A 24,581-nucleotide genomic window follows, 5' to 3' on the forward strand; every position below is an offset into this window, starting at 1 on the left:
AATGCCCGATGTGCCGAGGCTACGTTCCCGCCTTGCGCTCCACTATCGTTCGGTCCATGACCGCGTGGACCCTGTCCATCCAGTCCGGTCTGTCGTCGAGACGTGAAGGTTGTTGTTCCGCAGTCGGTGAGGGCTGTGGTCTCGAGCGCGGTGTCGGAGCAGCGAGCGGCCGGCAACTCGATCGACGTCCCGCGTCATGCGCATTGTTGTCGCACTCTCGCCTCGAGTTCGGCGGGTAGGTACCAACCCTCGACGGCCGGCGCCATGTACAGCCTGGCTTTGAGACCCAGGAGGAGCTGGCGGCGATGCTCTTGGTCGGCCTGGGTCCAGGCGTCGGCGAAGGTCTGGCCGGTCTCGACTTCGACCCAGGCGGAGGGGCGTTGCGGGAGGGCGGCGAGGCGGCGGCGTTCGTCGACCAGGGTCTCGAGGGCTTCGGAGTACTCGTCGTCGCCGCCGGGGTAGTCGAACAGGCCTCGGCGCTTCTCCTCCCGCAGGTCGCGCATGGCCTGGGTGACGTGGTTGAGCTGCTCGGTGTGGTCCTCGCCGGGGATGAACCTGCGGACCGTCATCGCCAGGCCGGCCAGGCGCTCCACCAGCGCGGCAATCGCTGCGGTGACTCGCTCGCCCTTGATCGACTGGCCCTTGCACGCGGGCTTGCCAGCCGTCTTCGCGCACCGGTAGTACTCGTACACCTTCCCGTTCTTCGCGAAGTTCAACTGCCGGTAGAACCGGTCCCCGCAGCGGTCGCAGTGCGGCACGCCCAGCCAGGGCGAGGCGCCGTTCGAGCGTTCCTTCGTCACCGAGCGCTCGTCCATCGCCGCCTGGACCGCCGCCCACTCCCCCTCCGTGAACAGCGGCTCGGCCATCCGGATCGGAAGGCCCTTCGCATCACGGGCGATCGTGCGCGCCTTCACCGAGCGACCGGTCAGCTTCAGGCCCACCGTCGCCGGCGAACGCAGGATCTTCCCCACACTGCTGGGGTTCCAGTGGTTCGACGGCGGCGTCTTCCGCTTGCTCGAGTACGACTCGCCCTGGTTCTTGTAGGCGTGGGTCGCCGGGGTGTCGAAGCCGGCCGCCTCCAAAGCGGTGGCGATCATCCACTGGCTCTGCCCCTCCAGCAGAAGCCTGCCCATGTACCGCACCGCCTCCGACGTCACCGGGTCCGGCTCCAGCGTCCGGCCACCGCCCGGCCGGTCCACGATCCGGTACCCGTACGGCGGCTGACCCCCGGCCCACCGGTCCGTCTTCCGCAGATGCCGGTGCGCAGCCGTCACCCGCGCCTTGATCCGCTTGAGCTCCATCTCCGCGAAGATCGACGCCAGCATCAGGAACACCTTCGCCAGCTCGTTCCCGAACGACGACTCCCGACCCTCCCGGTAGTCCAGCGTGATCCCGTCATCAGTGAAGACCAGGACCTTGTGGTTCTCCTCCGCCCAGTGCGCCACATCCGCGCAGTCCTTCGCCGACCGGAACGCCCGGTCGACCTTCGCCCACACCAACGCGTCCCACTCGCCCTGCCGCTCGGTCAGCCACGGCCCCAGGTCCGGACGATTCCACGGCGTGACCTCCGCCGACACGTCCAGGTCCTCGAACGACCCGACGATCTCCCACTCCTTCGACAGCGCGTGCCGCGCGGCCGACTCGGCCTGGACCAGGTGCGACACCTTGCCCTCGTCCCCGTGCGTGTCCGAGACACGCGAACCAACCACCGCCCGAACCGGCGCCAAAGCTGTCATGCTGCCCATAGCAGGCCCCCTACCGCCCAGGCCAGCAGACACCCTCGAACAACCCACACTCGAACAGGTGGACCTTTTACAAAAGGCGTCGTTCCGCTGGAGAGTAGACCTAATTGTTTCTACAAAAACCCTGGCCGAAAAGGCCGTCGGCGCCTACGTCGAACGGGCTGCCACCCACGCCGAACGCTGGTCCGACCACGCGCCGGTCACCGCCGAGTTCGACTTCGGAGACAACTGACCTACTGGCCAGCGCAGTTGGTCAGAGCTTGGATCGGCTTCGGACAGCATCGCCGGAGTCCCGTCCGGATCACGGGCGAGCCGACCAACGCGATTGCCACCCGCACTCCCCCGGCCCCGCCGACCTTCGGTCTGCGGGGCCGGGCACAGCACGCGCCGAGGCCCGGGGCCGCGTCCGCCGCGACGCCGGACGCCCCTGGTTCTCCAACGGGTGTCGCCCCAGCTTATGAACAGTTCGGCTGTCCACCGGGACCTGCGGCGCACCGTCTACCTCGATGAACTCAGCCACACCCTCGCCGGCGAGTGGCTCCGCGAGCGCCACCGGCGCTAGCCGCTCACCGCCAACTGCTACTTCCTGGTCAGCCAGCAGACCGCAGCCGACGACAGGCTCCCGCCCGTCTCCACCATGGTGATGAACGGCATCTTCCGGCCCCTCGGCCTGAGCCCGTCCAAGCTCCGCCAGGACCGCATCCTCGACGAGGCCCGCCACACCGCCGACCCCGTCCACCTCATGCGCGTGTTCGGCATCGCCGCCGAGACCGCAATGAAGTACATCGCCACCGCCCACCCCGAACGCACGTCGAAGCTACCCAGATAGCCATCACCGAGAGTGCCAAGAGCCGTCAGGGCGTGGCCTTGCCCGCCGCCTTCACCTGCTTGGCCGCGTTGACCACGAAGGCTTTGACCTGCTGAAGAACCTCGTCGCACTGATCACGGACTGCTGTCATCGTGCGGCCGCGGCGGCTGGAACTGCCTCGGCCGGTCGGATCAACAAGGTCAAGTTCATGGGCGATCTCGTTGCGCGCGGCGAAGAAGGGGCTCAGCCCCTCCAGAGCACTGTCGCTGATGTCCGACTCTGGGATGCCGAGGGCGTTCCGCACCTTCTGCAGGTCCCTGTGCCCTTGGAGGCTGGAGCCCGTCAGAGCCTCTACATAGATGTCGATCAGCTTCGTCCTGGGGTCGGGGTCTATGACTGCGGCCCTGAAAGCCTTGCTGGCCTTCTCGTTGAGTTGCTCGTTGATGAACTGCTTGAACTTGCCCTCAGCTGCACTGTTCCCGTTGACCAGGGTCGGCAGCGCGTCCTTGAGTAGCCGCCGGAGGCAAGCATCCAGGCCAGCCGAGGTGAATACGATCGCGGCCCTGAGCTGGTCCGTTTGATCGTGTGACAGCCGCCCTCGCGGGTCGGTCTCCTCGGCGGACTTCAGCCGGATCACATGGAGGGTGTCGAACAACCCGGAGACACTCTCGTGGGCTCCCTTGAGATACCTCCAGGAGCCTGAGACCTCCTCCGGGCAAGCCCTCGGCTGGCTGCCGAGCGGAGCCAGGTCCAACTTCGTGATCTTGCTGGTGGCCTTGGTCGACGCCATCGTGTCCTTGATCTCCCTTACCGCATGCGCGGCCCTCAGCCCGCCGGCAACGATGCTGCCAGCGCAACCTTGGGGCCGTTGCACATCTCAACCGATCCGCTGGTGCTATATCTATCGTGAATGGCGCGCGAGTTCAGGCCGTTGGCAGCCCAAGAATCTCGGAACCCGCGCGCTTCCGGCCGGGGTGTGCTGGTGTATTGGCACGTCGAGCGCGGCTCCGTGGTGGTGCACTCCCAGACGTTGCGGGCCTCTGCCCCGGAGGTCGCCGCGATGGTCGAGGGCGCGATCCGCCATGACACCACGATGAGCGTGGAAGGCAACTACGTCGATTCGCATGGCCAGTCGGAGATCGGGTTCGGGGTAACCAGGTTGCTGAACGTCGACCTGCTGCCGAGCATCGAGCAGATCAACCGGGTCAAGCTCTACCGCCCGGCCGCGGGCGAGCCGGGCGCCTACCCGAACCTCGCGGCGGCGATGACCCGCCCGATCCGCTGGGAGGTGATCGCCGCCAAGTGGGACCAGGTCATCAAGTACGCCACCGCGATCCGCACCGGCACCGCCTCCACCGAGGCGATCCTCTCCCGCTTCACCCGCGCCGCCTCCCACCCCGCCTACCAGGCGATGCTGGAGATCGGCCGCGCCCAGAAGACCATCTTCGTCGCCCGCTACCTACGCGACCGCGCCCTGCAACGCGACATCGAGGAGGGCCTGAACGTGGTCTCCGGCACGAAGTCCCGCATCCCGACGACCAGTCAGCACCGAGAGGACACGTCTCCTTACCATGACGCTCATCACCACCCCTTCGACGACCGGGCCACGACGGCCGAGATCCTGTCCTAGGTCGACCTGACGGCAAGCGCATGATCGTGACTGGCGGGGGCCTCGGGGATCGGGACCGAGACCGTACGCGCCCTTGCGGGGGCCGGCGCCCAGGTCGTCGTCGCAACCAGGAACCCGGCCGCCGCCGAGCCCATCCTCAGGGGGTTCCCCACCGCCGAGGCCGCCGCGCTTGACCTCGCCGACCTGCGATCCGTCCGGGCCTTCTGCGACGGCTGGAGCGGCCCCGTCGCCGCAGTCGTCGCCAACGCGGGCGTGATGGCGCCGCCGGAGCGGCAGGTCAGCGCGCAGGGTTGGGAGATGCAGCTGGCGATCAACTACCTCGGCCACTTCGCGCTGGTCCACGGACTGCACGACGCCCTCCGGGCCGCCGAGGAGCCGCGCGTCGTAGTCGTCAGTTCCGGGGCGCAGCGCCTGTACGGCTTCGACTTCGACGACCCGCAGTTCGAGCGCCGCCCGTACGACCCCATGGCCGCCTACGCGCAGTCGAAGACGGCCGACGTCCTGCTCGCCGTCGGGATCAGCCGCCGCTGGGCGCGGGACGGCATCGTCGCCAACTCCTTTGAGCCCGGCTGGATCCACACCAACCTGACGCGCCACCTCAGCCGGGCCACCATGCAGGCGGTCGGCGCCATGGACGAGGAGGGGAACCTGCTGACTCCCGACTACTACAAGACTCCCGCGCAGGGGGCGGCCACCAGCGTCCTGCTGGCCGCCTCACCACTGGTGAAGGGTGTCACGGGCCGCCGCTTCGAAGACAACCGAGAGTCCGAAGTCATGCATGGAGGAGCCGAGTTCACCATGTCGGGCGTCGCGCGGCGGTCGATCGACCCGGTCGCTGCGGACAGGCTGTGGGACTACGCGCACGGCCAGTTCGCATAGTACTCCGCTCCCCCGACGCGCGAAACGCCGCTGGTCACCGGTCGTCCCGGTCAGCGGCGTTCCGTGCGTCGTCGGGCTCGTCCTTGCTCAGCCACCGGAGGTGGTTGCGATCGGCCCGCTCGCGGCCCACGCACCCGGTCCGTATGCCGCGGCGCCTCGGGATCCCGGTACGCCTTGCGGATGTGCCCCGCCAGCACCGCGGCGACGGCCGGCCTCGTCCGCCCCCTGGAGTTCTGCGGAGCCGCGCAGGAACAAGACCCGGGTTACGCGGAGACCGTCACCGCGATCGTCGGCGGCAGCACCTTCGACGCCTACTCAGGCTCGCCGGCCCCGCGCCAACCGATCGGCGGGGTACTCCTCCCCGCGCGCCGCACGGCCAGCGCGACCGACCTGGAGTTCGCCGCCGCGTCCTCGCTCCGGGGCGAACAGGCCACGGTCGTTCACGTGGCCAAGTGGACCATGTGGCTCAAGTCTTCCTATAAATAGTTGAATTGACCGCGTGGAGGCAGTGGATCTAGCCTGGGCGTGTACGAGCCCTCCACGACCTAGTGACCGGCATTCGGCAGACGGCCGAACGCTACCCGGAAACTCTGACTGGCGGACCTCACAGACTCGTTGAGTCTCAGCAGGCCGTCGAGACAGGGCCCGGGGAGCCTGGTGGTGGGGAGACGCAGCACGTATCGCCCGAATCCGTGTGTCCGACCGTGTCTCAGCCCGGTTGGTCGATCAGTTCGAAGCGGTGCAGCCGCAGATCGTCCTGATCATGTTCGGATTCGAGCGAAAGGCCGGGAACCACCATCAACGCCCATCAGTCGGTCGACCGTTTGTGGTACGTCGACGATTCCGGGATCCCCAAGACCGGCCTCGCGCTCTACACCGCGATCGGGGCTTCCCCCGTACTGGCCCCTGAAGTCTTAGCCGACTGGCAGAACATGCGCCGCCGGTGGAACCACGAGCACAGCGTGCCAGTCGGTTTCGAGCTGCACGCGACCGACTTCCTCGGAGGGCGTGGCCGTCCGGGCGGGTTGAATCCCCGCAAGATCGAGCGGTACCGCATGGCCCAGGAGGCCCTCTCCGTGATCGGCTCCTGGCCCTCACTCGACATCGTGACGGTCTACGCCGAAGAGCCCTCGCACTGGGGGACGGCGAAGCGGCGGGCTTACGAGGGACTGCTCCGTCGCCTGGACCGGCGGCTGGCCGAGATCGGTGAACCTGCTGGGCTGATCGTCGACGGGGACGGGACCGAGGGGCTCTACGAAGAGGTCCACCGGCTGGTGAACCCCCGGTGGATCCCATTGCCGGCCGCGCAGGCTCCGGCCGACACCTCGGAGTGGCTCCAGATGGCGGACCTGGTGGCACACGCCGCGTGCCAGTCGATCGCCAGGCAGGAGGCGAAGCGGATGATGTGGGGCTGGTTCGGCCGGTACCTGCCGAAGGCCCCGGCTCCGGAACGGAGTTGACCGAGGGATCGGACAGGGCGGCGGTATGACGAGACCCCGGCCGCCGGCCGGGGTCCGTGAAAGCAGACCTGGCACGCGCACGGGGCGCGAGCCCTGACTGCGTTCCCCAGTCTAACTGCCGAGGCAGTGGCCAGCCAGTGGAGCAATCGATGGAAATCAGTCAACTTTGACAGTCTCTTGAAAGGAAGAACATGTCTGACGTCAGCGAATCCCAGGTCATCGACGAGGAAGACGGCGACCACGGATCCAGTGTCGTGACACCGGCGAGCGACCCCGAGAGCATCTCGTTCCGCTTCGCGGGGGAGGAGTTCACGGTCTCGGGATTCGAGCGGACCCTGCCGACTCCCGCCACCGCGGGTGATCGTTCCGCACTGGTGCGGGCGGGTTTGGCGGCCGAGAGCGCTTCACTGGACGAGGACGGGTGGCACGTCGTGGCTCGTGCCGTCGTCTCCCCCGACGCGGCGGCAGCCCAACTGCGATCCTCCAAGGGGCAGGCGCCCGCGTTGATCGAGGAACACGTGGAGGGGGCGACGCTCCGCTCGCTCCACACCAGGGTATGGCTGACCGAACTGTTCCCGGGGCACCAGCCGCGGACCAGCCAGGGAGCACTGCCCGTGAACGATCCGGAGGTCCACGGCGATGTGGACGAGGGCGGACGGCCGTATGCCCGTGTCGTCTACCGCTACCGCGACCGCGATCATCTGCGGGACCACCTGACGCAGACCATCGAGCAGACTCGACACGCCAATCCGAATCCCTACGACCGGTCGATCCTGGCCCGGCGGATCACCCGTGCCGTCATCGCGCACCCGTGCCGGCTCGAGTTCGCCGACGGCAGCGAACACATCGACGTCCTCGCCGTGCGCGACGGCATCACGCGTCTGACCAGTGCCTGGGCACTGCTCACCGAAGGGGAAGCACCGTACGCCGACGACATCGCCGCGACGGCTCTCAAGGTGCTGACCGCCGAGAAGCCCCAGCGACGCGGTGCCAGCGAGAAGGCCCTCAGCCAGCGCATGGCGCTCGGCCGGCAGGAGGCACTCGTCGGCTTCCTCGCCGAATTCCAGCGCGGAGTGAACGAGGCGCAGCCGACGGACCGCGCGGTGCGCCTTGGCCAGACCCTTGTCCTGCCGGCCCAGGTCACGGTCGGCGTCCACCGGCACAGCTCGGCCGGGCTCTCCCCGGAGGAGGTCTTCGACGACGCGATCCGCTCCATCCTCGCCTCGATCCACGTCGAGTTCCGGCATTGGGACGCGGCAGCGCAGAACGTCGAGGTCGGTACCCGGGCGATCAGCCGCATCCGCCTTCCCGGGCTGCCGCAGCACAATCTCCTGGAGGAGATCATCGGGCTCGCGATCGGTCGCCGGAAGCCGACGGAACTACCCGCCGTGTTCCAGAACAACCGCATTCCGGGCACAGCACTCTGGCGGGCCGTCTACCTGGTGAACTTCCTCACCCGGCCCGAGATCTTCGAGCAGGTCAAGCGGTTCGCCAAGGACATCAAGGGCACCAGCAAGATGAGGACGGCCGGGTACGCGGAACTCCTCGGGCCGGTCATCGACCTGCCCTGGCGCGGGTACAAGGCGGGATCGCTCCAACAAGCGCGGAACGCCTGGGCGAACGGCGGCGTGCTCACCAAGGGCGTCATGGGGAACTGGCAGCCGGTTCCCACGGCGGACTTCGCCGAACTCGTCCAACCCGCGTTGAACGGCAACGAGAGTGCGCGGCAGACCCTCGCGGTGGCCGGAGGGGTCGCGCTCATCACGGACAAGCTCATCACGCGCAACGTCGGGTCGGCGGTGGGTCGGACGGTTCCGTTCCGCGCCAACGCGGACCAGATCATCGCCGGGCTCACGGAGTCCGAGGAGGGGTTGTGGACCCTGGCCTTCGCCGCCAAGGCCTTCGACCCGGAGCGGGAGTGCCTCAACGCCTTCACCGACACGCAGCTCCTCGGACGCAACACGGCCACGATGTACTCCGTCCCGGCGGTCGACCTCACGACTGAGGACAAGATCCGCAAGGACGCGGGGGGTGTGGCCCCCGAAGCACTCAGCCAGTGGAGCATCGTGGTGCTCTCCGACCCGGGGAAGGCTCGCGAGGTCGAGGACGAGCAGAACTCGGAGAAGGAGAAGGCCAGCGCCGATCAGTCCATCCACGCCCAGTTGGCGGCCGAGCGGCGAGCCCTGCGCCATGCCGTGAACGACGCGCGGCAGGCCGTGAAGCGGCTGATGGCCCTCGCGGAAGCTCCTGAGGCACGGGCCACCACCTCGCACCCGTTCGGATCGGCCGAGGAGCAGAACCGCATCATCGACGAGGTGCGCAAGTTGGGTGGCGACATCCTCGTGAACGCCCCGGCCGTGGATCGTCGAGATGACGAGGAGCACGAGGACGACGACGAGGAGTACGAGGACGTCGAGTAGCCGGGCCCCGTCGGGACGGGTGGGGTGGGGGTGAAATTGACGGGGGGGGGTGAGGGGTAGGCCGATAGGTGGGGCGGACGGAAATTCGTGTTGCTTCTGATGAGGACTGGCCGGGCATCTATTCGTTCCACTCCGTGATCACGGCCGAGGGGCGGACGTACGCGTTTCCCGAGGGGCAGGGGTTAGAGGAGGCGCGGCCGTCGTGGACGGGAGGATCGTGGGCTCGGCGAGTATGGAGCTGAACAATCCGGGGCACTGGGTCGCCGCGATCCGTCGAGTCGCGGATCATCTTGTCCGCCTGGCGACCGACCGTACCGGCATGGGCCGTGGGAAAGCGATCCATCTCGTTACCGCTGCGGCCATGCGGTCGGACCTGGGTCGGACGTGGGCCTTGCAAAGCGCCTGGTAGCTACGACGAGAGAAGGGTTGAGCGTTGGGGTCTTCCGGCAAGGCAAGGGTATCGGGCAAGGGTGCGGGGCAGGCGAAGCGCAAACAGCCGAAGCCACTCGCCACCGATCTTGACGAGCTGTTCGCTCAACTGCGTTCGGGGGCGGCGAACGTGGCTGGTGTCACCTACCAGGTGGCCTTGTCGGCCATGCTGCTGGCGGCCGGCCGGACGGGTACGGTTCCCGGGCTGCCGGTGACGGCGGTGATCCCGGAGAGCCTGGAGGACATCGACTGTCAACTTGTCGATGGTTCCAAGCTGCTGGTGCAGAGCAAGGAAAGGGGGCCGGGTGCCGCGAAGATCGCGGCGGCAGAGCTCGCGGGGATCCTGGCCCACGCTGCGTTGGGCGTCAAACTCAGCGATGAGGCGGCGAAGGCCGGTCCCGGCGCGACGGGGCCGAGCACTCGTCTGGCAGTGGTCACGAACGGCTCCTTCGGCAGTTCCCTTCCGCTCACCGGGTGGACGCAGACCCTGGATGCCGCCCTTTCTGCGCTGCCGACCGGTGCCGCGGTCCGACAGACGTTGCTGACGGCCTTGAAGGCTCAGTTGAAGGGAGCTGGCCTGGACGAGGGGCTGGCGCCGATGGTGGTGGCGCGCACGCACCTTGTCCATCAGGATGCTCCGGGGCAGGCCGCCGTCACGCATCTGCTGGCCGGCCTCGGCTTGCATCCGGCGTTGGCCGTGAGGCTACGGCGGGAATTGCAAGACGACCTGGAGCAGGTCGCGGCCCTGCAGCGCCAGGCTACCCGGGCCACCGTCGGCGTCCGCACCATCGCCGACCTCGATGCCATGGCCGCCCGGCTGGCCCGAGAGGTGAGCGTCGACGCCCTCGAGGAGGCCGTCAAGGCCGGGGTCTGCGAACCCGTGGACTTCCTGGCCCCATCGCCGCAGGACGCCCGCGGGTTCTACGAGGGTGTCAGCGTGCTCCCCAGCCACATCGCAGCAGGGCTGGACGTTGTGCGGCCCGAGGAGTCTCAAGCGGTCCTGGACGCTCTGGGAAGCCGCGGGCACGTGGTCATCGCCGGTCCCAGCGGCAGTGGAAAGTCGGCCCTGCTGTGGCGATGTGCACGCCTGATCGAGGCCGGACCGCAGTTGCTGCGTGTCTTGCGGGTGGAGACATCGTCGGACGCGGAGTTGTTGTTCCGGCATGTCCAGCGTGCCCAACCCACGGAGCAGAACCGGGTAGTGGTCTGCATCGACGACCTAGGCCGCGCCAGGACCGGTGCGTGGGCCGAGGCCCGCGACAGATTGCTAGGGCTTCCGGGGGTGAAGATCATGGCGGCGGCCCGGCGGGAGGACCTCACGGCTTCCCTGTCGCGCGGGGCCGTGATCGTGGACGCGCGTTTGATGCCGAGTGCGGCCGCAGAGGTGCATCAAGCGGTGTGCGCCTCCGGGGTGTCGGTGGAGATGGCGCGTGAGGAGGCCGTCGTACGAGCGGACGGACTCCTGATGGAGTTCCTGGCGTTGGTGACCACTGGGCGTCGGCTGCGAGAGGTCCTGGCCGAGCAGGTGGACCGGTTGGACGAGGAGCAGCGCCAAGTCGACCGGGAGCTGCTACGCCTGGTCTGCGCCACACATGCCCTGGGTTTCGAGACGCTCTCCGACACCGTCCCGACCGCTTTGGGACGGTCTGCCGGTGAAGTAGAGAGTGCCCTGCGCCGCTTGCTGGGTGAACACCTGATCACCCACATCGGAGTCGGTGGTCTGCGGGGGCTGCATGATCTGCGGGCCGAGGTGCTGCTGGAGTTGCTGCACGAGCGGGGACATCCCGCGCTCGGAGCGACGTTCGCTGCGGCCGTGATGGCGCTCGGACCGGCAGCCCGTCCGCTGGCGCTTCGGCGTGCGGCGATGCGCGTGACGAAGTCGTGTGGCCCGGTCGTGAACCCGTTGAATGCCGAGGAGCGGCTGACGCAGCTCCATTACGCGCTGCGACCGCTGACGGAATGCATCGGCGAGCAGTTGCGCGGCCTCGCCGGGCCGGGACCGGTCGACGGAGCAGCGGCACGGGCGGCCGCGCTGTTGGAGGTCGCCGACGGGATCGACACCCTCGCGCACGTCTACGCGTGCTTGCCCGTCGCCGACGCGGTCCGTCCTGCGCAGGTCGACAGGGTGGAACTGTTGTGGTTGGCCTGGCTTGCCACGGACGGGATGGACATCAGCAACCTGCCGGGACCGAACATCCTGGATGTGCTCGTTCCGCTGCTACCCGCGCGTAAGCCACAGGCCGCGCCGGCCGCTGGGCGGGCCCTCGGGGCGGACGGTCTGATGAGGCTGCTGTGTGGTGCCCCGATCAAGGACGCGGTCCGGCTGGCGGAGGCAGCCGAGACGCTGATCTGCCTCAGCCGCGACCAGGCTGGCGCGGCGTACTGGGACCGGATTCCCGCCCTCCCCGATCCACCTGGGAGTGATCCCGGTGTCGCGGCGGACCTACGCGCGCGGTTCACCGCCTCGCTGGCCGTACTGGCCGACCTACGGGGGCCCGCAGTCGCGGAAGTTTTCGGTGACGTGGAGGCTCGGGCGGCCGACGCCGTTGCGAGCAACTACCTGGGTCATAGCGTCGAGGTGTCCCTCACGTCGGTCCGGCAGTTGCGTGCCAGGGGCGGGAGCAGCCTGGCGCGAGCCTGGACGTACTCCCCTGACCAGGCCTGCACGGCACGGGTGATCTCGTACGCTCTCATGGGCGACGAACCCTCAGCAGAGTCGGCGTACATGCCCGAGCCAGGGGCTGATCCACGGTCGGAGAACTCCCAGATCGTGCTGCTGATGCGGCGGGTATTCGATGCCTGCCCGGAGATCGACGTCATCCACGCGGAACTCTGGCACGCCAACGGGCGGCCCATGATGTTCGAGCAGATGACCGATGGGGTCAAGAACATCCTTGCTGGCGTGCTGCGGCGCGGACCCCAAGTTGCCCCGAACGTCGCCCTGCACGCCATGGCGGTGGAGGCCGAAGGCACCGGGAGCTGGACCCGGCGCTGCCGGGCCCAGGCTGAGCTGAGCCGGGACCTACTGAATCTGTTCGACAAACTCCCTTCCCGACTGCGGTCACGCGACACCGTGCCGGCCCGACAGATGTGGATGACCCAAGTGCAGCGGGCGCACGAGGCTGCTACCGCCCTGCCCCCACAGCCCAGCGAACTGACCACTCCGCTCTCCCCTGCCGAGGCCGAGTCCCTCGCCTACACCGCCGCTGGTGAGGACCATGCAGTGCTCGACACGGCGCGTCAGGACTTGGCCAAGAAGGCTTTGGTGAAACTGGCGTCCTGCCTCAATCAGGTCGCTCACTCGCCCGGCAACCTCCAGGGGTTGCGCGGCGCCGGCGCCAGGCTGTCCGACACGGTCGCAGACCTGGAGAGCGCTATCACACGGGGTGCGCCGGTGTACTCCGGTATCGGGGACACGCTGCCCGCGGAACTGGTCACCGTGGTCAGGCGTGCCGCGCGACTACTGTCCGCCGTCGATGAACCACCAGTCTCCGCCGCGCTTGGTCGGGGCGCCTCCGATCACGCGAAGCTCGATGCCGCAGTCGACGCAGCCCTCCGGAACGTGTTGGACCGCGCGCTGCAGGCCGCGACCCGGGTGCTGCGCGATGCCGGTGTGTTCCCGGCAGCAACGGGCTTCGCTGACGAAACGGCACCGCCCGCTGCATGGCTGGACCGTCAGGTCGCGATCGCCGTCCCGTTTGAGCAGTGGTTGGTCGCCTGCGAGGCACTTCGTGGGTGGACGGACGAGCGGCGCCGGGAGGCCGGCCTACGCTGCCGGGTCGCCCTCGTTCCCGTCGAGGACGGCGAAGCCCTTCCGGTCGGCATCCGCACCTCCCAGTTCGGGCCAGCGCTGCCCCTGCTCCCCGATGCTCTTCCGCGACTGCTGGACGCTCTGAGCTTGCCGCTGCGTGGCCGGGCTACGCAGGAAGCGTTGGAGGAACCCGCGAAGGCCCTGCGCGCATATTCCTACGATCTGGTGCGCCGGGCCCACCGCCCGCCAGACTGGGCCACGAACCCAGACCGACCCCAGGCTCCGGACCGCGTCGCCGAGGCGGTGGCCCATGACCAGGCGGCCGTTCTCGCCCTCCAGGACCACCCCGAACAGCTAACCCCCGGCGAGCAGGCCCACCTCATCGCCGTCCAGACCGTGCTCGAGGTGTGCGCTCTGGTCGCCGACGAAGACGGACAAGGTTCCGGCCTGGCCATTGGCTTCGCCGACCTCGACACCACCAAACTCCAGATCCCTCCGGAGTGTCACGCCGCCGCAAAACTCAACTTCGCCCTCACCGCGGCCATCGAGGCCGACAAGGCCCAGCCTCTGGCCCCACCAGTAACCCGCCCATGAGCACTCGACATCGATCTCTGTCCCGTTGGCAGCGAGTTGGAGGTCAGGCGCCGACGCCTGGACCACCGACGAGCGACGTGCCGTCTCCAACGACCTCGCCCACAGCCGACTGCTCACACTCTCTGGCGTCTCGGACAGGCCAAGGCCGACAAGGGCCCCGGCACGTGGCGCCCGCCGCTCCGCTTGTACGGGTGCTCCCATCGGCAGTAACTCGCCACCCGACCATCGCCGCGGTGGCGAGTGCGCAGTCGACATCAACGGTCCCGTAGGGCTTGGCGAGCACGACCGCGTCGGCCATCTTCACCCTGATCCCGCAGACGCCGGTCGCCAGGAGATGCGCCTCGGTCGGGTTCGTACGCTTCGGCCTTCGCTCACCGCGCGGGGCGTCGGGGTCATGGGAGGCTACCCCTCGATGGCGATGTCGTCCCACGTCCAGGGAGCCGCAGGCAGTCCGTCGGTCTCGCGGCCGTAGACCGGCCAACTGTCGGGGGGTGCGAGGCCTGCGTTCGAAGCCCGGCGTTCGAGGGCGTCCGCGGCAGCGTCGGTCCCCAAGTACCTCAGGGTCTCGTGCAGTGACTTCACGGTCGACCACTCTTCGTGGTGGTGATTGGTGTTGAGCTCGGCCTGGTGTGCCGGGTCACGCCGAAGCAGGTCCTGGACGGCTTCGTCCGCGTCAAGTTCGTCCATTTCGTCGAGCAGGCTCGCGGTGCCGAACGCCCAGCGCAAGTCGGATTGCCGGGCGGCACGGCGGGCCAGTGCGTGGGCGGCCGGCTCGGCGCCGATCTCACGCATCACGCTCAAGGCCTGGGCTACGGGAAAGGCCTCTGTCGGGTCCAATCGTTCGCAGGCCCGGTTGGCGAGTTCGTGGGCCGCATCCGTGTGCCCGAGCGCATCGAGGACTCTCATCAGCTCGCAGACGCGCTCGACGGCATCGGGCCCGTCGAGTTCGACGTGGTTGGCCGGCCCTCGGGCCAGCAGGATGTGCAACGCTTCCTGGGCATCGAGGTCCCACAACATGGTGGGCAGGTAGGCAGCCTCCGGGTCGGAGAGGTCCGCGTGGGCGGCCACGTGGAGGGCGACCCTGTCGATGGTCTGCTTCGAGCCGATGTTCTTCAGGTTCAACAGCTGGTAGAAGGGGCCGTTCGTCTGCAGGACGCCGACGACTCTGTCGACCAAGGCGTCGTGGGCGCGGTCTGCGCCGACCTCGCGCAGCGTCGCCGAGACGCAGCTGACCTCGTCCGGGTCTTCGAGGTCGGTGTCAGCGACCATCCGCCGTGCCAGGGTGTCGACGTCCGCCATCGCCCCGGCTCGCTTCAACGTCCTCAGCAGGTCGTCGACCTCGTAGGGGTCGTCGCTTGCGGCGAGGTCGACGTGCGCGGCGGGAGAGCGCGCCAGGAGGACGTCCAGCCCGGGCTTCGAGGAGGATTCGCACAGTTCGGAGAGGAGGCGGGTGACGGCGACGACGTCGTTGATGTCGACCTCGTCGGCCGAGCGCCGGGCCAGTACGGCCAGGGCCGGCTCCGCCCCCACCTTTCGGAGAACCGTCCACAGGCCTTCCACGGCAGCCGGATCGTCTAGGTCTGCGCAGGTGGCCAGATCACGGCCAAGCAGTGCCGCGAGGTGCTGGACCGCCCCCGTGGCGTGGAGCACGTCCAGGAGGGCGACCAGAGCGGGGGTGTCCGTGATGTCGACATGTCCGGCTGGATCGCGCGCCAGCAGTTCCCTGGCGGCCCGTTCTTCGCCAGCGTTCCAGAGGTCCCGCAGCAGGTGTGGGAGGAGCGCGGGGTCGACCAGGCGCGCGTGTGCGGCGAGGCGATCGGTCAGGACGGCGGCGGCCCTATCCGCGCCGACGGTCCTCGCGGACCGCAGCAGATCACCGGCGGCCCGCGGGTCGGTGAGGTCGGCATGTGCGGCGGCGAGGTTTGCGAGCCTTTCTGCCGTCGCCGCGCGGCCCGCGTCCTTCAGTTCCTCGACAAGTTTCCCGAGGAGCCCCGGGTCGCTGACGAGCCCAGCGTCGGCTCCGCATCGTTCGACCAGTTCATCCATGGCGGGCCAGGCCTCGACCATCCGGAGCAGCGACATGAGCTCCCGTACTGCCTTGGCGTTCCCCGTGTCGGTGTGGCCGACGACCCGGCTGGCCAGCAGGTCGAAGGCCTCCGTAGCCGTCCTCCGGAGCGCGAACAGCAACTCTCGTACGCCTCCCACGTCTTCGGTGTCCGCATGCATCGCGATCCACAGAGCGCCACGTCGATCAGGATCAAGCGGGCCGTCGAGACGACGGGCCAGGGTGGCCGGCACCCGCGATCGCCCGGCCAAAACGGCCTTTCGTCCCAGCGCGATGGCCTGCTTGTACAGTCCGCGTCGCCATGCGGCCTCGAAAAGGCGGTCGAGGTCGTCGGGGTGGGTCGTGTGGGCGGCCAAGGCCGCCCAGAGCGATCGCGTACCGAGTTGCTCGACGCGTGCGGCCCGGGTGTGCTGGTCGAGGTAGTCGGCGGGCGAGAAGAGGGCGGCGCCTCCCGACCGGGCGCGAAGGGCGACGAGCGGGGTGAGGGGGGCACGCACGTCGATGCGGCTGCCGTCTGCCCGTTCACCAGTGCTCAACGTGTGAAGGGCGCGGAGTCCCCAGTCCGGGTCGGAGCTTCGCTGCCGGGCGGTAAGGGCTCCATCGGCCGCGTCCCTGAGCAGACCGGCGGGAAGGGGCATGTAGTGGCCAAGGCGCCGAGCGTCAAGCGCGGCGGTGACCAGTGCGTGCTCCTGGTGACTGAAGGTGGCATCAGGACCTTGCAGGTACGCCTCCAGCAGCTCCGGCCCGCCGCTGAGGTGCTGGACCACGAGACCATCGGCGGCCCCGGCCCTCAGGGCATGAGTCATCCGCAGGTCACCGTGTCGCTGAGCAAGGTCGCTCCAGCGTTCCTGGTCACGCTTCGACAACTCGCCCGGGACCTGGATCCGCCGGGTGAATCCGCCCTTGAGGAGTGCCCTAGCCTGGCCGTGCGGGTCTCCCGGCAGACCCTGCCGAACGAACCTCTCCCAGTGCGGTTGCTGCCACATCGTTCCCAGTGCCACGATGCCGGGCTGCTGTTCCAGGAGTACTCGCAGACGGGCCGCAGCCGCCTCTCCCTCGCCGCCGTCCAGGAAGCGCTGGGTCTCGTTGAGCCACAGCACCGCCCAGGCCGTGATCAGCCTCCTCTCCGCGATCGCGAGCAGATCGGCCGCCGTCGACGGGCGCAGGAGCGGCCTATTGGAAGCGAGGTCGCCGAGCGCCTCGTAGAGAGCACGCGTCTTGCCCGTGGAGGAACCACCGGTCAGCATCACCAGCACCGACGGGCCACCGTCGAGTGCCAGGGCCATCACCTGGCGCAGTACCGCGTCGTGCTCGCGAGGGAGGTAGGGGGTCAACCACGGGTACGTCCCGACTGCTGAGGCGGGGACGGCGGCTCCGTGGACCTCCAGAGCGGAGGGTTGGAGCTGTTCCACCGTCGCACCGTGAAACGCCGGCGACGGATCATCCTGCGTGGAGGTCGGGCCCTGAAGCTGGTCGCGCCGCTCCTGTACCTGTTCGTCACGGGCGCGTTCCAGGTGGTCGCGCCAGTTGCGCTCGTTCCACGGCTCGCCAGCCCACTGTGACCACACGGAGACCAGCGCCAGCACCTGATCGTCCGTGCCGGCCTGGGGAACGTTGAAGCCGTCGGACGTCTTCGGTGCCCAGTCGCTGATCCGCTTGCCTGAGAACCGCTCGGCGCCCGGCCTGCGCGAGCGCCGCACGCAACTCTGCGCATCGGTCTGGGTGCCCTGTTCCCCAGCCGCGCGTCGGGCCGATTCCGCCCGCTCGCGCAGCCCCCTCAACCGGTCGTACAACTGCTGGCGCTGCGATCCCACGACAGCTGGCCCCCTTTCCAAAACCCCGCCCGCCCAGCTCGTTCCCGCCCGGAACGGGCAGGCTTGCACCCTCCTGGCCTGCTCGCTGACCAGCAGCGTAGTACGCGGTCACACCCGTTCCGCCCGGAACCATCCGGACATCCGCCCGATCGACGGCACTGTTGACCCCACGCCGGGCCCGGCGAGTCATCTCCGTACGTTGTCAGAGGAGTTCCGCCGTGGATGATCACCGCCGACCGCCCCAAGCCCGTACCCGCGCCCGCGCCCACCCCTTCCACCGCCCGTCAGCATGGAGCGAAGCCGTACGCCGCGCCGTCCTCAGCCTGGCCGGCTCAAGCGGCTCCATCGTCCTGGTAGTGGTCCAGTGGTGGACCCGTACGCACTGACTTCGTCCTCTCCCCGGACGCTGCTCCGGTCAGGCGCCGTACCCAGGGCTGCCTGGGCAGGGAGCGGGAGCGCCCCCGCCCAGGCAGCAGCGCGGACAGCTCAGCGGCCCCACCGCCGCCTCCTGCCCCTGCCCTGCCCCGCCAAGCAGGACCTCGACACGTCACCGCGCTGCGCACAGGCCGCACAGACGTTGCCACCACCGAGTCCGCATTGCACACAGCCGGTAGAACATCCCGACAGAGGGAACAGCGCGGCCCCGCCCTCGCCCAGGAGCCGGGGCCGCAGTCGGTGATCAGGCGCGCGGGCGGCTGCGGTTCTCCGCCTGGGTCAGGAGACCGAGGACTGCCCGCTTCTCCCAATACGCGCGCCACCGGTCGGCCTGGTCGCGATCGACGAACAGCCCGAGGCCGTAGTCGGTCGAAGGGGTCAGCTCGATGGCCTCCCACCCGCCCTCGGCGGCGGCGAACCCATCAGCGATCTGGGCGAACGCCGGGCCCCGGAAGTGGCTTACGGCGGTGTCGCTGGTATCCAGCGGCATGCTGGATAGGTCAGAGGTGAACGTCCCGGCGGCGAGACGCGACTCGAAGTAGGCAGTCTTCTTCTCCTCGATCTCCACCTGCATCACGTTGTGTACCTGGGAGCGGAGGCTCGGGGTCGTGAGGCAGGTCTTATAAGAGAAGTCGATCGTGCTGCCGTCGGTCCGCACCACCTCGAATCCGGGGTATTTGCCTTTCTGCGGAGGAGCGATACGGATGCCAGCCACGCCTACGCCAATCTTCTCCTCGGCCTCGTGGTGCATGTCGAGAAGGTCCCGCACCAGGTCGAACTCCTCACCGGCCAACTCGGTGCCGATCGGGTTCCCGTGCAGAATCTTGCGCACCGCGTCGCCGGCCGCCGTCTTCGTCGTGTACCGACGTCGCCCGATCCAAGTCACTGCCACCAGATCAACCTCCTGATCATCCGCACGCCACATCCGGGCGCCCCCACAACGATGGACCCGCCAAGCAACACGAGGGAAGCGAATACCGCAGGTGTGGTAAGGGAGTTCGCGTCCCCAACACCACCCGTCCGGGCGTACCCGGGCCAATTCGTCCGCTCTGCCTTCACGGGGGTTCGGGTCCACCAGCGGGCATCGGTGCATAGCCGTCACTCCTCCTGTGGCAGGATGAATCGCAGCCGCATCGCGGTGCTGACGATCTGGTAGCTGGTCAGGCCGGACTCGCTGAACGGGTTGGGCAGCGGGGTGATCCTCCGGCGCTCGTGGTCGTTGACGTGGGAGACGTAGACGATCCGGTACTCCACGTCGGGCTTCAGCTGGCTCGCCCGCGCGGCCCTCGTCTCGGTTTCCCCGAGCTGGATGTCGCCGTCCGCACCGGTGGACGACTTGACCTCGAAGAGCAGCGTGCGCTCGCCGTCCCGGATCAGGAAGTCGTAGCCGAGGCCGTCGTCGCCCAGCCCGTCGGCGAGGACGTGGCGGCGCATCTCCGACTTCCACGACTCCTCGGACGGCACCCCGAAGTGCCGTTCCAGCCACGCGCCGACCGCCACCTCGCCGGCGAGGCCGACCGCGACGGGCTTCTCTCCGGCACCGGACTCCCGCGCGCCGCCCGCGCCGTTCCCTGAACCGCCGGATCCGCGCTGGCGCGGGACGGCGGCCGCGGGGCCGGGCGCCCGGGGCGTCACCGGGTCGACCGACGTCGCCAGTTGCGCCTCGGTGAGGTCGGCCACCACTCGGCGCGCGAGTTCGCGCAGGTCGTCGCTCCCTGTGGGCAGGTGCTCACCGTTGAACTCCAGCGTCGGCGCCTGGGCGCGCCCCGACAGCGCCGCTCCCTTCCCGTCGCGCGGCGACGACGGCTGTCGGCCCGCCGCGCCGCCCTCCAGGCCGAGGTCGCCGGGGTTCGTCGTGGCCGGCATCCCCTCCGGCCAGTGGCCGCGCGACTGCAGCCAGGCGATCAGCGCCCTGCGGGTCAGCGGGGCGAAGTCGAGGAGCCCCTCCGCCTCCATCTCCCGGGCCACCTGGGCTGCCCCAGGGCAGGTGGACTCCGCGGCACCCCCCTGCCGGGCGAGCCAGCGCTCGATCAGGCTGCGCAGTTCCGGCAGCCGGGCGTGCACGAAGCCCACGCACATGCCCCGGACCTCGCTCACCGGCGGCAGGGCCCCCGAGCCCTTGCCCGCCGGGGGCAGGTGCTCGGCCAGCCACTGGTCCGCGTGGTCGGCCATCAGGTGGGCGGGGAGCTCCCAGCGCGTCCGGTGCCACGCCGGTTCGGGGCCGAGCCCCGGCAGGTCGCGCAGCCGCACGTACTCCCCGAGATCCCGCCCGGCGCGGGGGGTGGCCGCGAACGCGTCGCGCACCCGGTCGACCAGCCGGGAGCGGTTGCCCTGCAGCCAGGCCTCGAACTGGCGGGTGTGCAGTGCGGAGTTGTCGATCGTGGCCAGCCCGAGGGCCTCCCACGCGCGGTTGGCACGCTCCAGCGGCACGCCGAGCCGCAGCAGCAGCCGCTGCCAGTCGTCCTCCGGAAGCGAGAGCAGCAGCTCGGCGCGGTCGGTGCCGAGCTTCCCGCACAGCCAACCGCGCAGCTCCTCACGGCTGTTGAAGGTCTCCTGGAGCCGTTGCAGCTGTTCCGCCAACCCGACGTCCTCGCAGGCGAGGACGGGTACCAGTCGGGCGCTGCCCGAGCGGGCGGAGGCGCGGTCGGAGAGCACCGCCTCCAGCCGGTGGAGCGGCAGGTCGAGCGCGGCGGCCAGGTCGGCCTCCGTCACCTCGGCGGTTCCTCGGCCCTGCATCCGCTGCCCCAGCCTCAGCAGGGCGAGTTCGAGTTCCGCCGCGAGGTAGGGAGCGCCGACCAGCTCGGCGATGCTCGGCGCGGCCGCCTGGAGGACCGGCCAGTGCGCTCGCGGCGGCGCCTGGACGGCCACCAGGCAGGGGCGCTCGGGATCGTCGTGCAGCACCGAGCGGTCGGTGGCGGCCAGCGCGTGTCCGGCGACATGGGTGACGGCCTCGGTGGCGAGCACCAGGGAGCAGGCTCGCAGGCGCCCGGTGAGCCGGTCGACCGTGACGGTCCCCGGACGCAGGGCGCGGTCCTCGTCGTACTCCACCACCGCGGCCACCAGGGCGCGCAGCCAGGGGCCGGCGAACTCCAGCAGGGACGTGCTCGGCGCCTGCGGAGCGGGTAGCTGGTCCGCGACCACCTGGACCGCGGCCTCGCTGCACGGGCGGGGCTCGAAGCCGTCGTGGTCCGCGAGGTACTCGTGCACCCGGCCGCCCAGGGCCCGGTCGTCCAGCGGCAGCACCGGGACGGGGACCTGGTCGAGCAGCCTGCGCTGCTGGCCGCTGCCCGGGTCCGGCAGGTGCACCGGCTCGGCGGCCTCGCCCTCGAGGGCGGCGGGGAGGACCTCCAGGGCGCCGGCCCGGGAGACCAGGAGGGCTTCGAGGTCGGCCCGTGAGCTGTCCTGGCCCTGGTGGGGCGGCAGCAGCTCCGACCAGGCCCGCTCGTAGGCGAGGCGGATCGCGTTGGCGTGCACCCCGGTGCGCAACTGTGGTGCTTCGAGCAGCAGTTGGGGAAGGTGGCGGAGCCGGTCGAGGGCGGTGCGGGGGTCAGTCCAGTGGCGTACGCCCAGCAGGTCGAGCCGTTCCAGCGTTTTGCCGGTCGCCATCTGCCGAAGCTCTGCGGACACAACGGAGAGGTAGGCGGGCGGCTGCTCGCTCTCACTCCACCACCACGCGGCCGAGACTGGGGCGAAGGTGCTCCGGCCCTGGTGGTCCAGGGCCTGCGGAATCCACGGCGCATGGCGGAGGAACGCGGCGAGCGGGGTCGGCCAGGCAGTCCCGGAGCCGTCTCTGCCACGCACGAACCGGGTCTCCAGCGCGTTGGGCAGCCACGTGCCCAGGCCGTGGACGATCAGCTCGGCGTAGAGCCGGCGGCCCTCGTCCGAGAACTCGGCGTAGGCGTCCTGACCCGGGAGCTTCGCCAGCAGACGGTTCTGGGGCTGGTAGGCGACGGTCGCGTAGAGGCCGCCGTGCCTGTTCGGCCAGGTCTGGGCCGTGGCCACCCACTGCCTGCGCGCCTCAGCCGTACGGTAGATCGACCGGTAGGCGTCGAAGGACCACGGGTGGTTGAGCTGGCTCCCCTTCACCGAGTCCGTGACGGTGAGGTAGGTCGGCCGCAGGCCGTGGCGCACGTCCTGGCGCTCCAGGAAGCGCTGGAACACCGCCGGGTCGGTGCCGCTGCCCTCACACACCTCGGCGGCCGGCCTCAGCAGTGTGTCATGGGCCTGACGGAGGGAGCGGTCCAGGGGCCGGGTCAGGTCCAGGAAGCGGACGAGGGTGCCGTCGACGACCGAGGACGGTCCCGCCCAGCCCGGGCCGAACATCGCCCGCCAGGTGGGCGACCAGCCTCCCCTAGTGGGGACGAGCAGGCCCTTGATGCGGCCACCACGCGAGCCCTGCGCGATCCACAGGCGGCAGGCGAGGTGCAGGCACTCCCACCGGGTCTCGTCGTCCTGCCCGTCCTGCCCCATCACTGCGGTCAGGACGGGCAGCAGCGCCGCCGGGGTATACGTCTGCACGAGCCGCTGCTGTTCGAGCCACCGGCGCCCGGCGGCGCGGCGGTTCCGAACCTTGCCCCGGCCTGTCGACCACGGGATCTGGTCATGAACGAAGGAGAGGTGCTCGCGTACGCGGGCGGGCAGCGTGTCGGGCTGGAGCAGGACGTCGCCCGTGCCGGGGAAGAAGACGTGCTCGCCACCGGCGGGGACGAGCCGGCCGCCCGTGTCGAGGACGATCCGCTTGCCCTGCAATACGGCGGCGTCGGGGAACGACAGCGCCAGGTCATGGTAGAAGTCGGCCCAGCGCTCGTGGTCAGCGTCCTTTGCGCCGGTGCTCTCGGCCAGCTGCTCGGCCACGGCCTCGGCCCACTGGGCGAGTTGGAAGGTCGCGGGCTCCAGGCGCAGGTAGAGAAGACGGGCCATCCTCCGGAGCCGTTCGGCGCGCAGCGGGTGCAGGGCAGAGTCGATGATCTCCGCCCTGCCGGTCGCACCGACTGCCTGCGGAGTAAAGACCTCGACACCCTCGGGCTGCTCGATGAACTTGCCGCGGTCGAACGAGGTGCGGGAGCCCTCCGGGTGCACCCTCGGCATGAATGCTACCTCGTTGAGCTTGCGGTCCAGCTTCCGAAACGCCTCCTGCAGCCGATCCAGTTCGGCGCCGTTCCGGCAGACCAGGTCGATCACGGACTCGCCCGGCAACCGCACCCGCCCCTCGTCGACCAGCACGGCCGCCCGGGCGCAGGCCGTGGCCACCTCGTCCAGCAGCAACTGGTTCCACGGCGTCTCGACGACGAGCGTGCGGCGGCTGACGTGGGAGAAGAACGGCGCGTTGATGTACCCGTCGACCGGGCACTCGGTCGTGGCACCCATCGGCAGGAAGGTGTAGAGCCGGCCGCCCCTCAGCGGTTCGCCTGCCGGGACGGCGACCACCACCTCGGCGGACCCGCGCCATTTGTCCCAGGCCTTGCCCATGTCGCCGCTGGCCGCGATGGCGGGGAGGACGCGCTCCTCCGGCACCCGGCTGCGGACCAGGACCAGCTGCAGACGCCCGCGGCGCAGCGCCACCTCCTCGATCCTGAGGCCTCGGCCCTTGTACAACGTGGTCACCCGCCGCCCGAAGACGACGCGCTTCGGGGCGGCGCCGGCCTGGGTGTGGGACACCACGACCGTGGCCAGACGGTCGAGGAAGAGCTCGAAGGGCGCGCTGTCGTCGGTGAGTTCGCGCAGCTGCCTGGCAGCCGAGTCGCGGGCCTCGGTGTCTTTGAGGGGCAGCCGGACGACGGTGACGATCCCGCGACGGCAGAGCTGCCGCACCGGCTCCGGGACCTCATCGACGGGCACCGGGAGCATCAGCGCGGACAGGTTCTCGCGAAGTTTGTCGGCCGCGCTGGGGTCGTCCGGGGCCGCTTCGGCCGCCAGCCGGTCGAAGTCCGACGGCCGGGCAAAGCGGAAGCCGTAGCCGTCGAAGGTCTTGGCGCCTGGGCGGGAGACGCTGTAGACCTCCGGGGCCTCGGTCAGCTGACGGACGCTCTTGAAGCCCACGCCTTTGTGCCCGATCCCCTCGTCCGGCCGTTTGGGCGACGCCGCGACCCGGCGCAGCGCGTCGAAGCGCTCCCGCGTCACCTCGCGGCCGCTGTTGGCCACGTAGAGGACCCCGTGCTCGCCCTCGGTCTCGTCGAGCAGGATCTCCACCCGCCCGACGCCCGCCTTGGCCGGGTGCGCGTCGTGGGCGTTCTGCAGCAGTTCGACAATCACTCGCCCCTTGTACTCGGGGGCCAGTACCTCCTCGATCACGGCCTTCAGATCGCGCGAGTCCGTATCGCCCTCCGCCAGGCTCCTCAAGCACGTCCGCGCCTTCTTCACCGACTGCGCCCACACCTGCCGCCGACGGGAACCCGCCGCCCCGGGGTCCTTCAACCGCCGCCTCCACATGCCGTACGAAATCATCCGCAGCCATGCCACTAGGGCACGCATTTGGTCATGATCAATGAGTCCGAGGCCTTGATCCACCAGCTCGGTCTTGTCCAGCACCCTGCGCAGCGCGTCGCCAGGACTGC

General features: G+C 69.6%; 12 protein-coding genes and 1 pseudogene. 8 read left to right on the forward strand and 5 right to left on the reverse strand.

Features of this window, described 5'->3' with window-relative positions; genetic code table 11:
* Window positions 1-194 precede the first annotated feature (194 nt).
* Entirely contained in the window at window positions 195-1,745 is a 1,551-nt protein-coding gene (locus tag RMN57_RS05965; RefSeq protein ID WP_313762319.1) for a recombinase family protein, read from the reverse strand.
* 88 nt (window positions 1,746-1,833) lie between these two features.
* On the opposite strand from RMN57_RS05965, the pseudogene RMN57_RS05970 reads away from it, so the two are divergent.
* Both RMN57_RS05970 and RMN57_RS05975 read left to right on the forward strand, forming a co-directional pair.
* A pseudogene (locus RMN57_RS05970) lies at window positions 1,834-1,974 on the forward strand (exodeoxyribonuclease III); the annotation flags it as partial.
* A 411-nt stretch (window positions 1,975-2,385) separates the two neighbouring features.
* Window positions 2,386-2,571 (forward strand): hypothetical protein, encoded by a 186-nt coding sequence (locus RMN57_RS05975; RefSeq protein WP_313762320.1) that lies wholly within the window; start codon window positions 2,386-2,388, stop codon window positions 2,569-2,571.
* Between the two features lie 25 nt (window positions 2,572-2,596).
* Here the strand turns inward: RMN57_RS05975 and RMN57_RS05980 are convergent, their stop codons facing one another.
* The gene (locus tag RMN57_RS05980; RefSeq protein WP_313762321.1) at window positions 2,597-3,340 is read right to left on the reverse strand and encodes a hypothetical protein; all 744 of its coding nucleotides are present in this window, start codon (window positions 3,338-3,340) and stop codon (window positions 2,597-2,599) included.
* A 120-nt stretch (window positions 3,341-3,460) separates the two neighbouring features.
* Here RMN57_RS05980 and RMN57_RS05985 point away from each other — a divergent pair, with 120 nt between their 5' ends.
* The 6 genes from RMN57_RS05985 (at window position 3,461) to RMN57_RS06010 (ending at window position 13,713) form a co-directional block, all read left to right on the forward strand.
* Entirely contained in the window at window positions 3,461-4,180 is a 720-nt protein-coding gene (locus tag RMN57_RS05985; protein WP_380235046.1) for a Tn3 family transposase, read from the forward strand.
* A 48-nt stretch (window positions 4,181-4,228) separates the two neighbouring features.
* The gene (locus tag RMN57_RS05990; RefSeq protein WP_396327986.1) at window positions 4,229-5,059 is read left to right on the forward strand and encodes an SDR family NAD(P)-dependent oxidoreductase; all 831 of its coding nucleotides are present in this window, start codon (window positions 4,229-4,231) and stop codon (window positions 5,057-5,059) included.
* A 180-nt stretch (window positions 5,060-5,239) separates the two neighbouring features.
* Entirely contained in the window at window positions 5,240-5,545 is a 306-nt protein-coding gene (locus RMN57_RS05995; protein ID WP_313762322.1) for a hypothetical protein, read from the forward strand.
* A 338-nt stretch (window positions 5,546-5,883) separates the two neighbouring features.
* Entirely contained in the window at window positions 5,884-6,519 is a 636-nt protein-coding gene (locus tag RMN57_RS06000; protein ID WP_313762323.1) for a hypothetical protein, read from the forward strand.
* Window positions 6,520-6,773: 254 nt separating this feature from the next.
* Complete coding sequence (locus RMN57_RS06005) at window positions 6,774-8,939, forward strand: hypothetical protein (RefSeq protein WP_313762324.1); 2,166 nt, start codon at window positions 6,774-6,776, stop codon at window positions 8,937-8,939.
* A gap of 433 nt (window positions 8,940-9,372) precedes the next feature.
* Window positions 9,373-13,713, forward strand: coding sequence for a hypothetical protein (locus tag RMN57_RS06010; RefSeq protein WP_313762325.1), 4,341 nt, complete (start codon window positions 9,373-9,375; stop codon window positions 13,711-13,713).
* A 402-nt stretch (window positions 13,714-14,115) separates the two neighbouring features.
* Here the strand turns inward: RMN57_RS06010 and RMN57_RS06015 are convergent, their stop codons facing one another.
* The 3 genes from RMN57_RS06015 to RMN57_RS06025 all read right to left on the reverse strand — a co-directional run bounded on the left by RMN57_RS06015 (window position 14,116) and on the right by RMN57_RS06025 (window position 24,366).
* A complete protein-coding gene (locus tag RMN57_RS06015; RefSeq protein ID WP_313762326.1) occupies window positions 14,116-17,592 on the reverse strand; it encodes a hypothetical protein in 3,477 nt (1,158 codons plus the stop codon).
* A 679-nt stretch (window positions 17,593-18,271) separates the two neighbouring features.
* Window positions 18,272-18,919 (reverse strand): DCL family protein, encoded by a 648-nt coding sequence (locus RMN57_RS06020; protein ID WP_313762327.1) that lies wholly within the window; start codon window positions 18,917-18,919, stop codon window positions 18,272-18,274.
* 206 nt (window positions 18,920-19,125) lie between these two features.
* A complete protein-coding gene (locus RMN57_RS06025; protein WP_313762328.1) occupies window positions 19,126-24,366 on the reverse strand; it encodes a sacsin N-terminal ATP-binding-like domain-containing protein in 5,241 nt (1,746 codons plus the stop codon).
* Window positions 24,367-24,581: the final 215 nt, after the last annotated feature.

Origin of the sequence: Kitasatospora sp. CM 4170, assembly GCF_032110285.1 — a bacterium.
In the GTDB taxonomy this organism is placed as follows: domain Bacteria; phylum Actinomycetota; class Actinomycetes; order Streptomycetales; family Streptomycetaceae; genus Kitasatospora; species Kitasatospora aburaviensis.

What these genes read in the sequence shown, in the direction of transcription:
- RMN57_RS05965 (WP_313762319.1), bottom strand. Translation starts at nt 1,745, where the DNA reads ATGGGCAGCATGACAGCTTTGGCGCCGGTTCGGGCGGTGGTTGGTTCG.
- RMN57_RS05975 (WP_313762320.1), top strand. Translation starts at nt 2,386, where the DNA reads ATGAACGGCATCTTCCGGCCCCTCGGCCTGAGCCCGTCCAAGCTCCGC.
- RMN57_RS05980 (WP_313762321.1), bottom strand. Translation starts at nt 3,340, where the DNA reads ATGGCGTCGACCAAGGCCACCAGCAAGATCACGAAGTTGGACCTGGCT.
- RMN57_RS05985 (WP_380235046.1), top strand. Translation starts at nt 3,461, where the DNA reads ATGGCGCGCGAGTTCAGGCCGTTGGCAGCCCAAGAATCTCGGAACCCG.
- RMN57_RS05995 (WP_313762322.1), top strand. Translation starts at nt 5,240, where the DNA reads ATGTGCCCCGCCAGCACCGCGGCGACGGCCGGCCTCGTCCGCCCCCTG.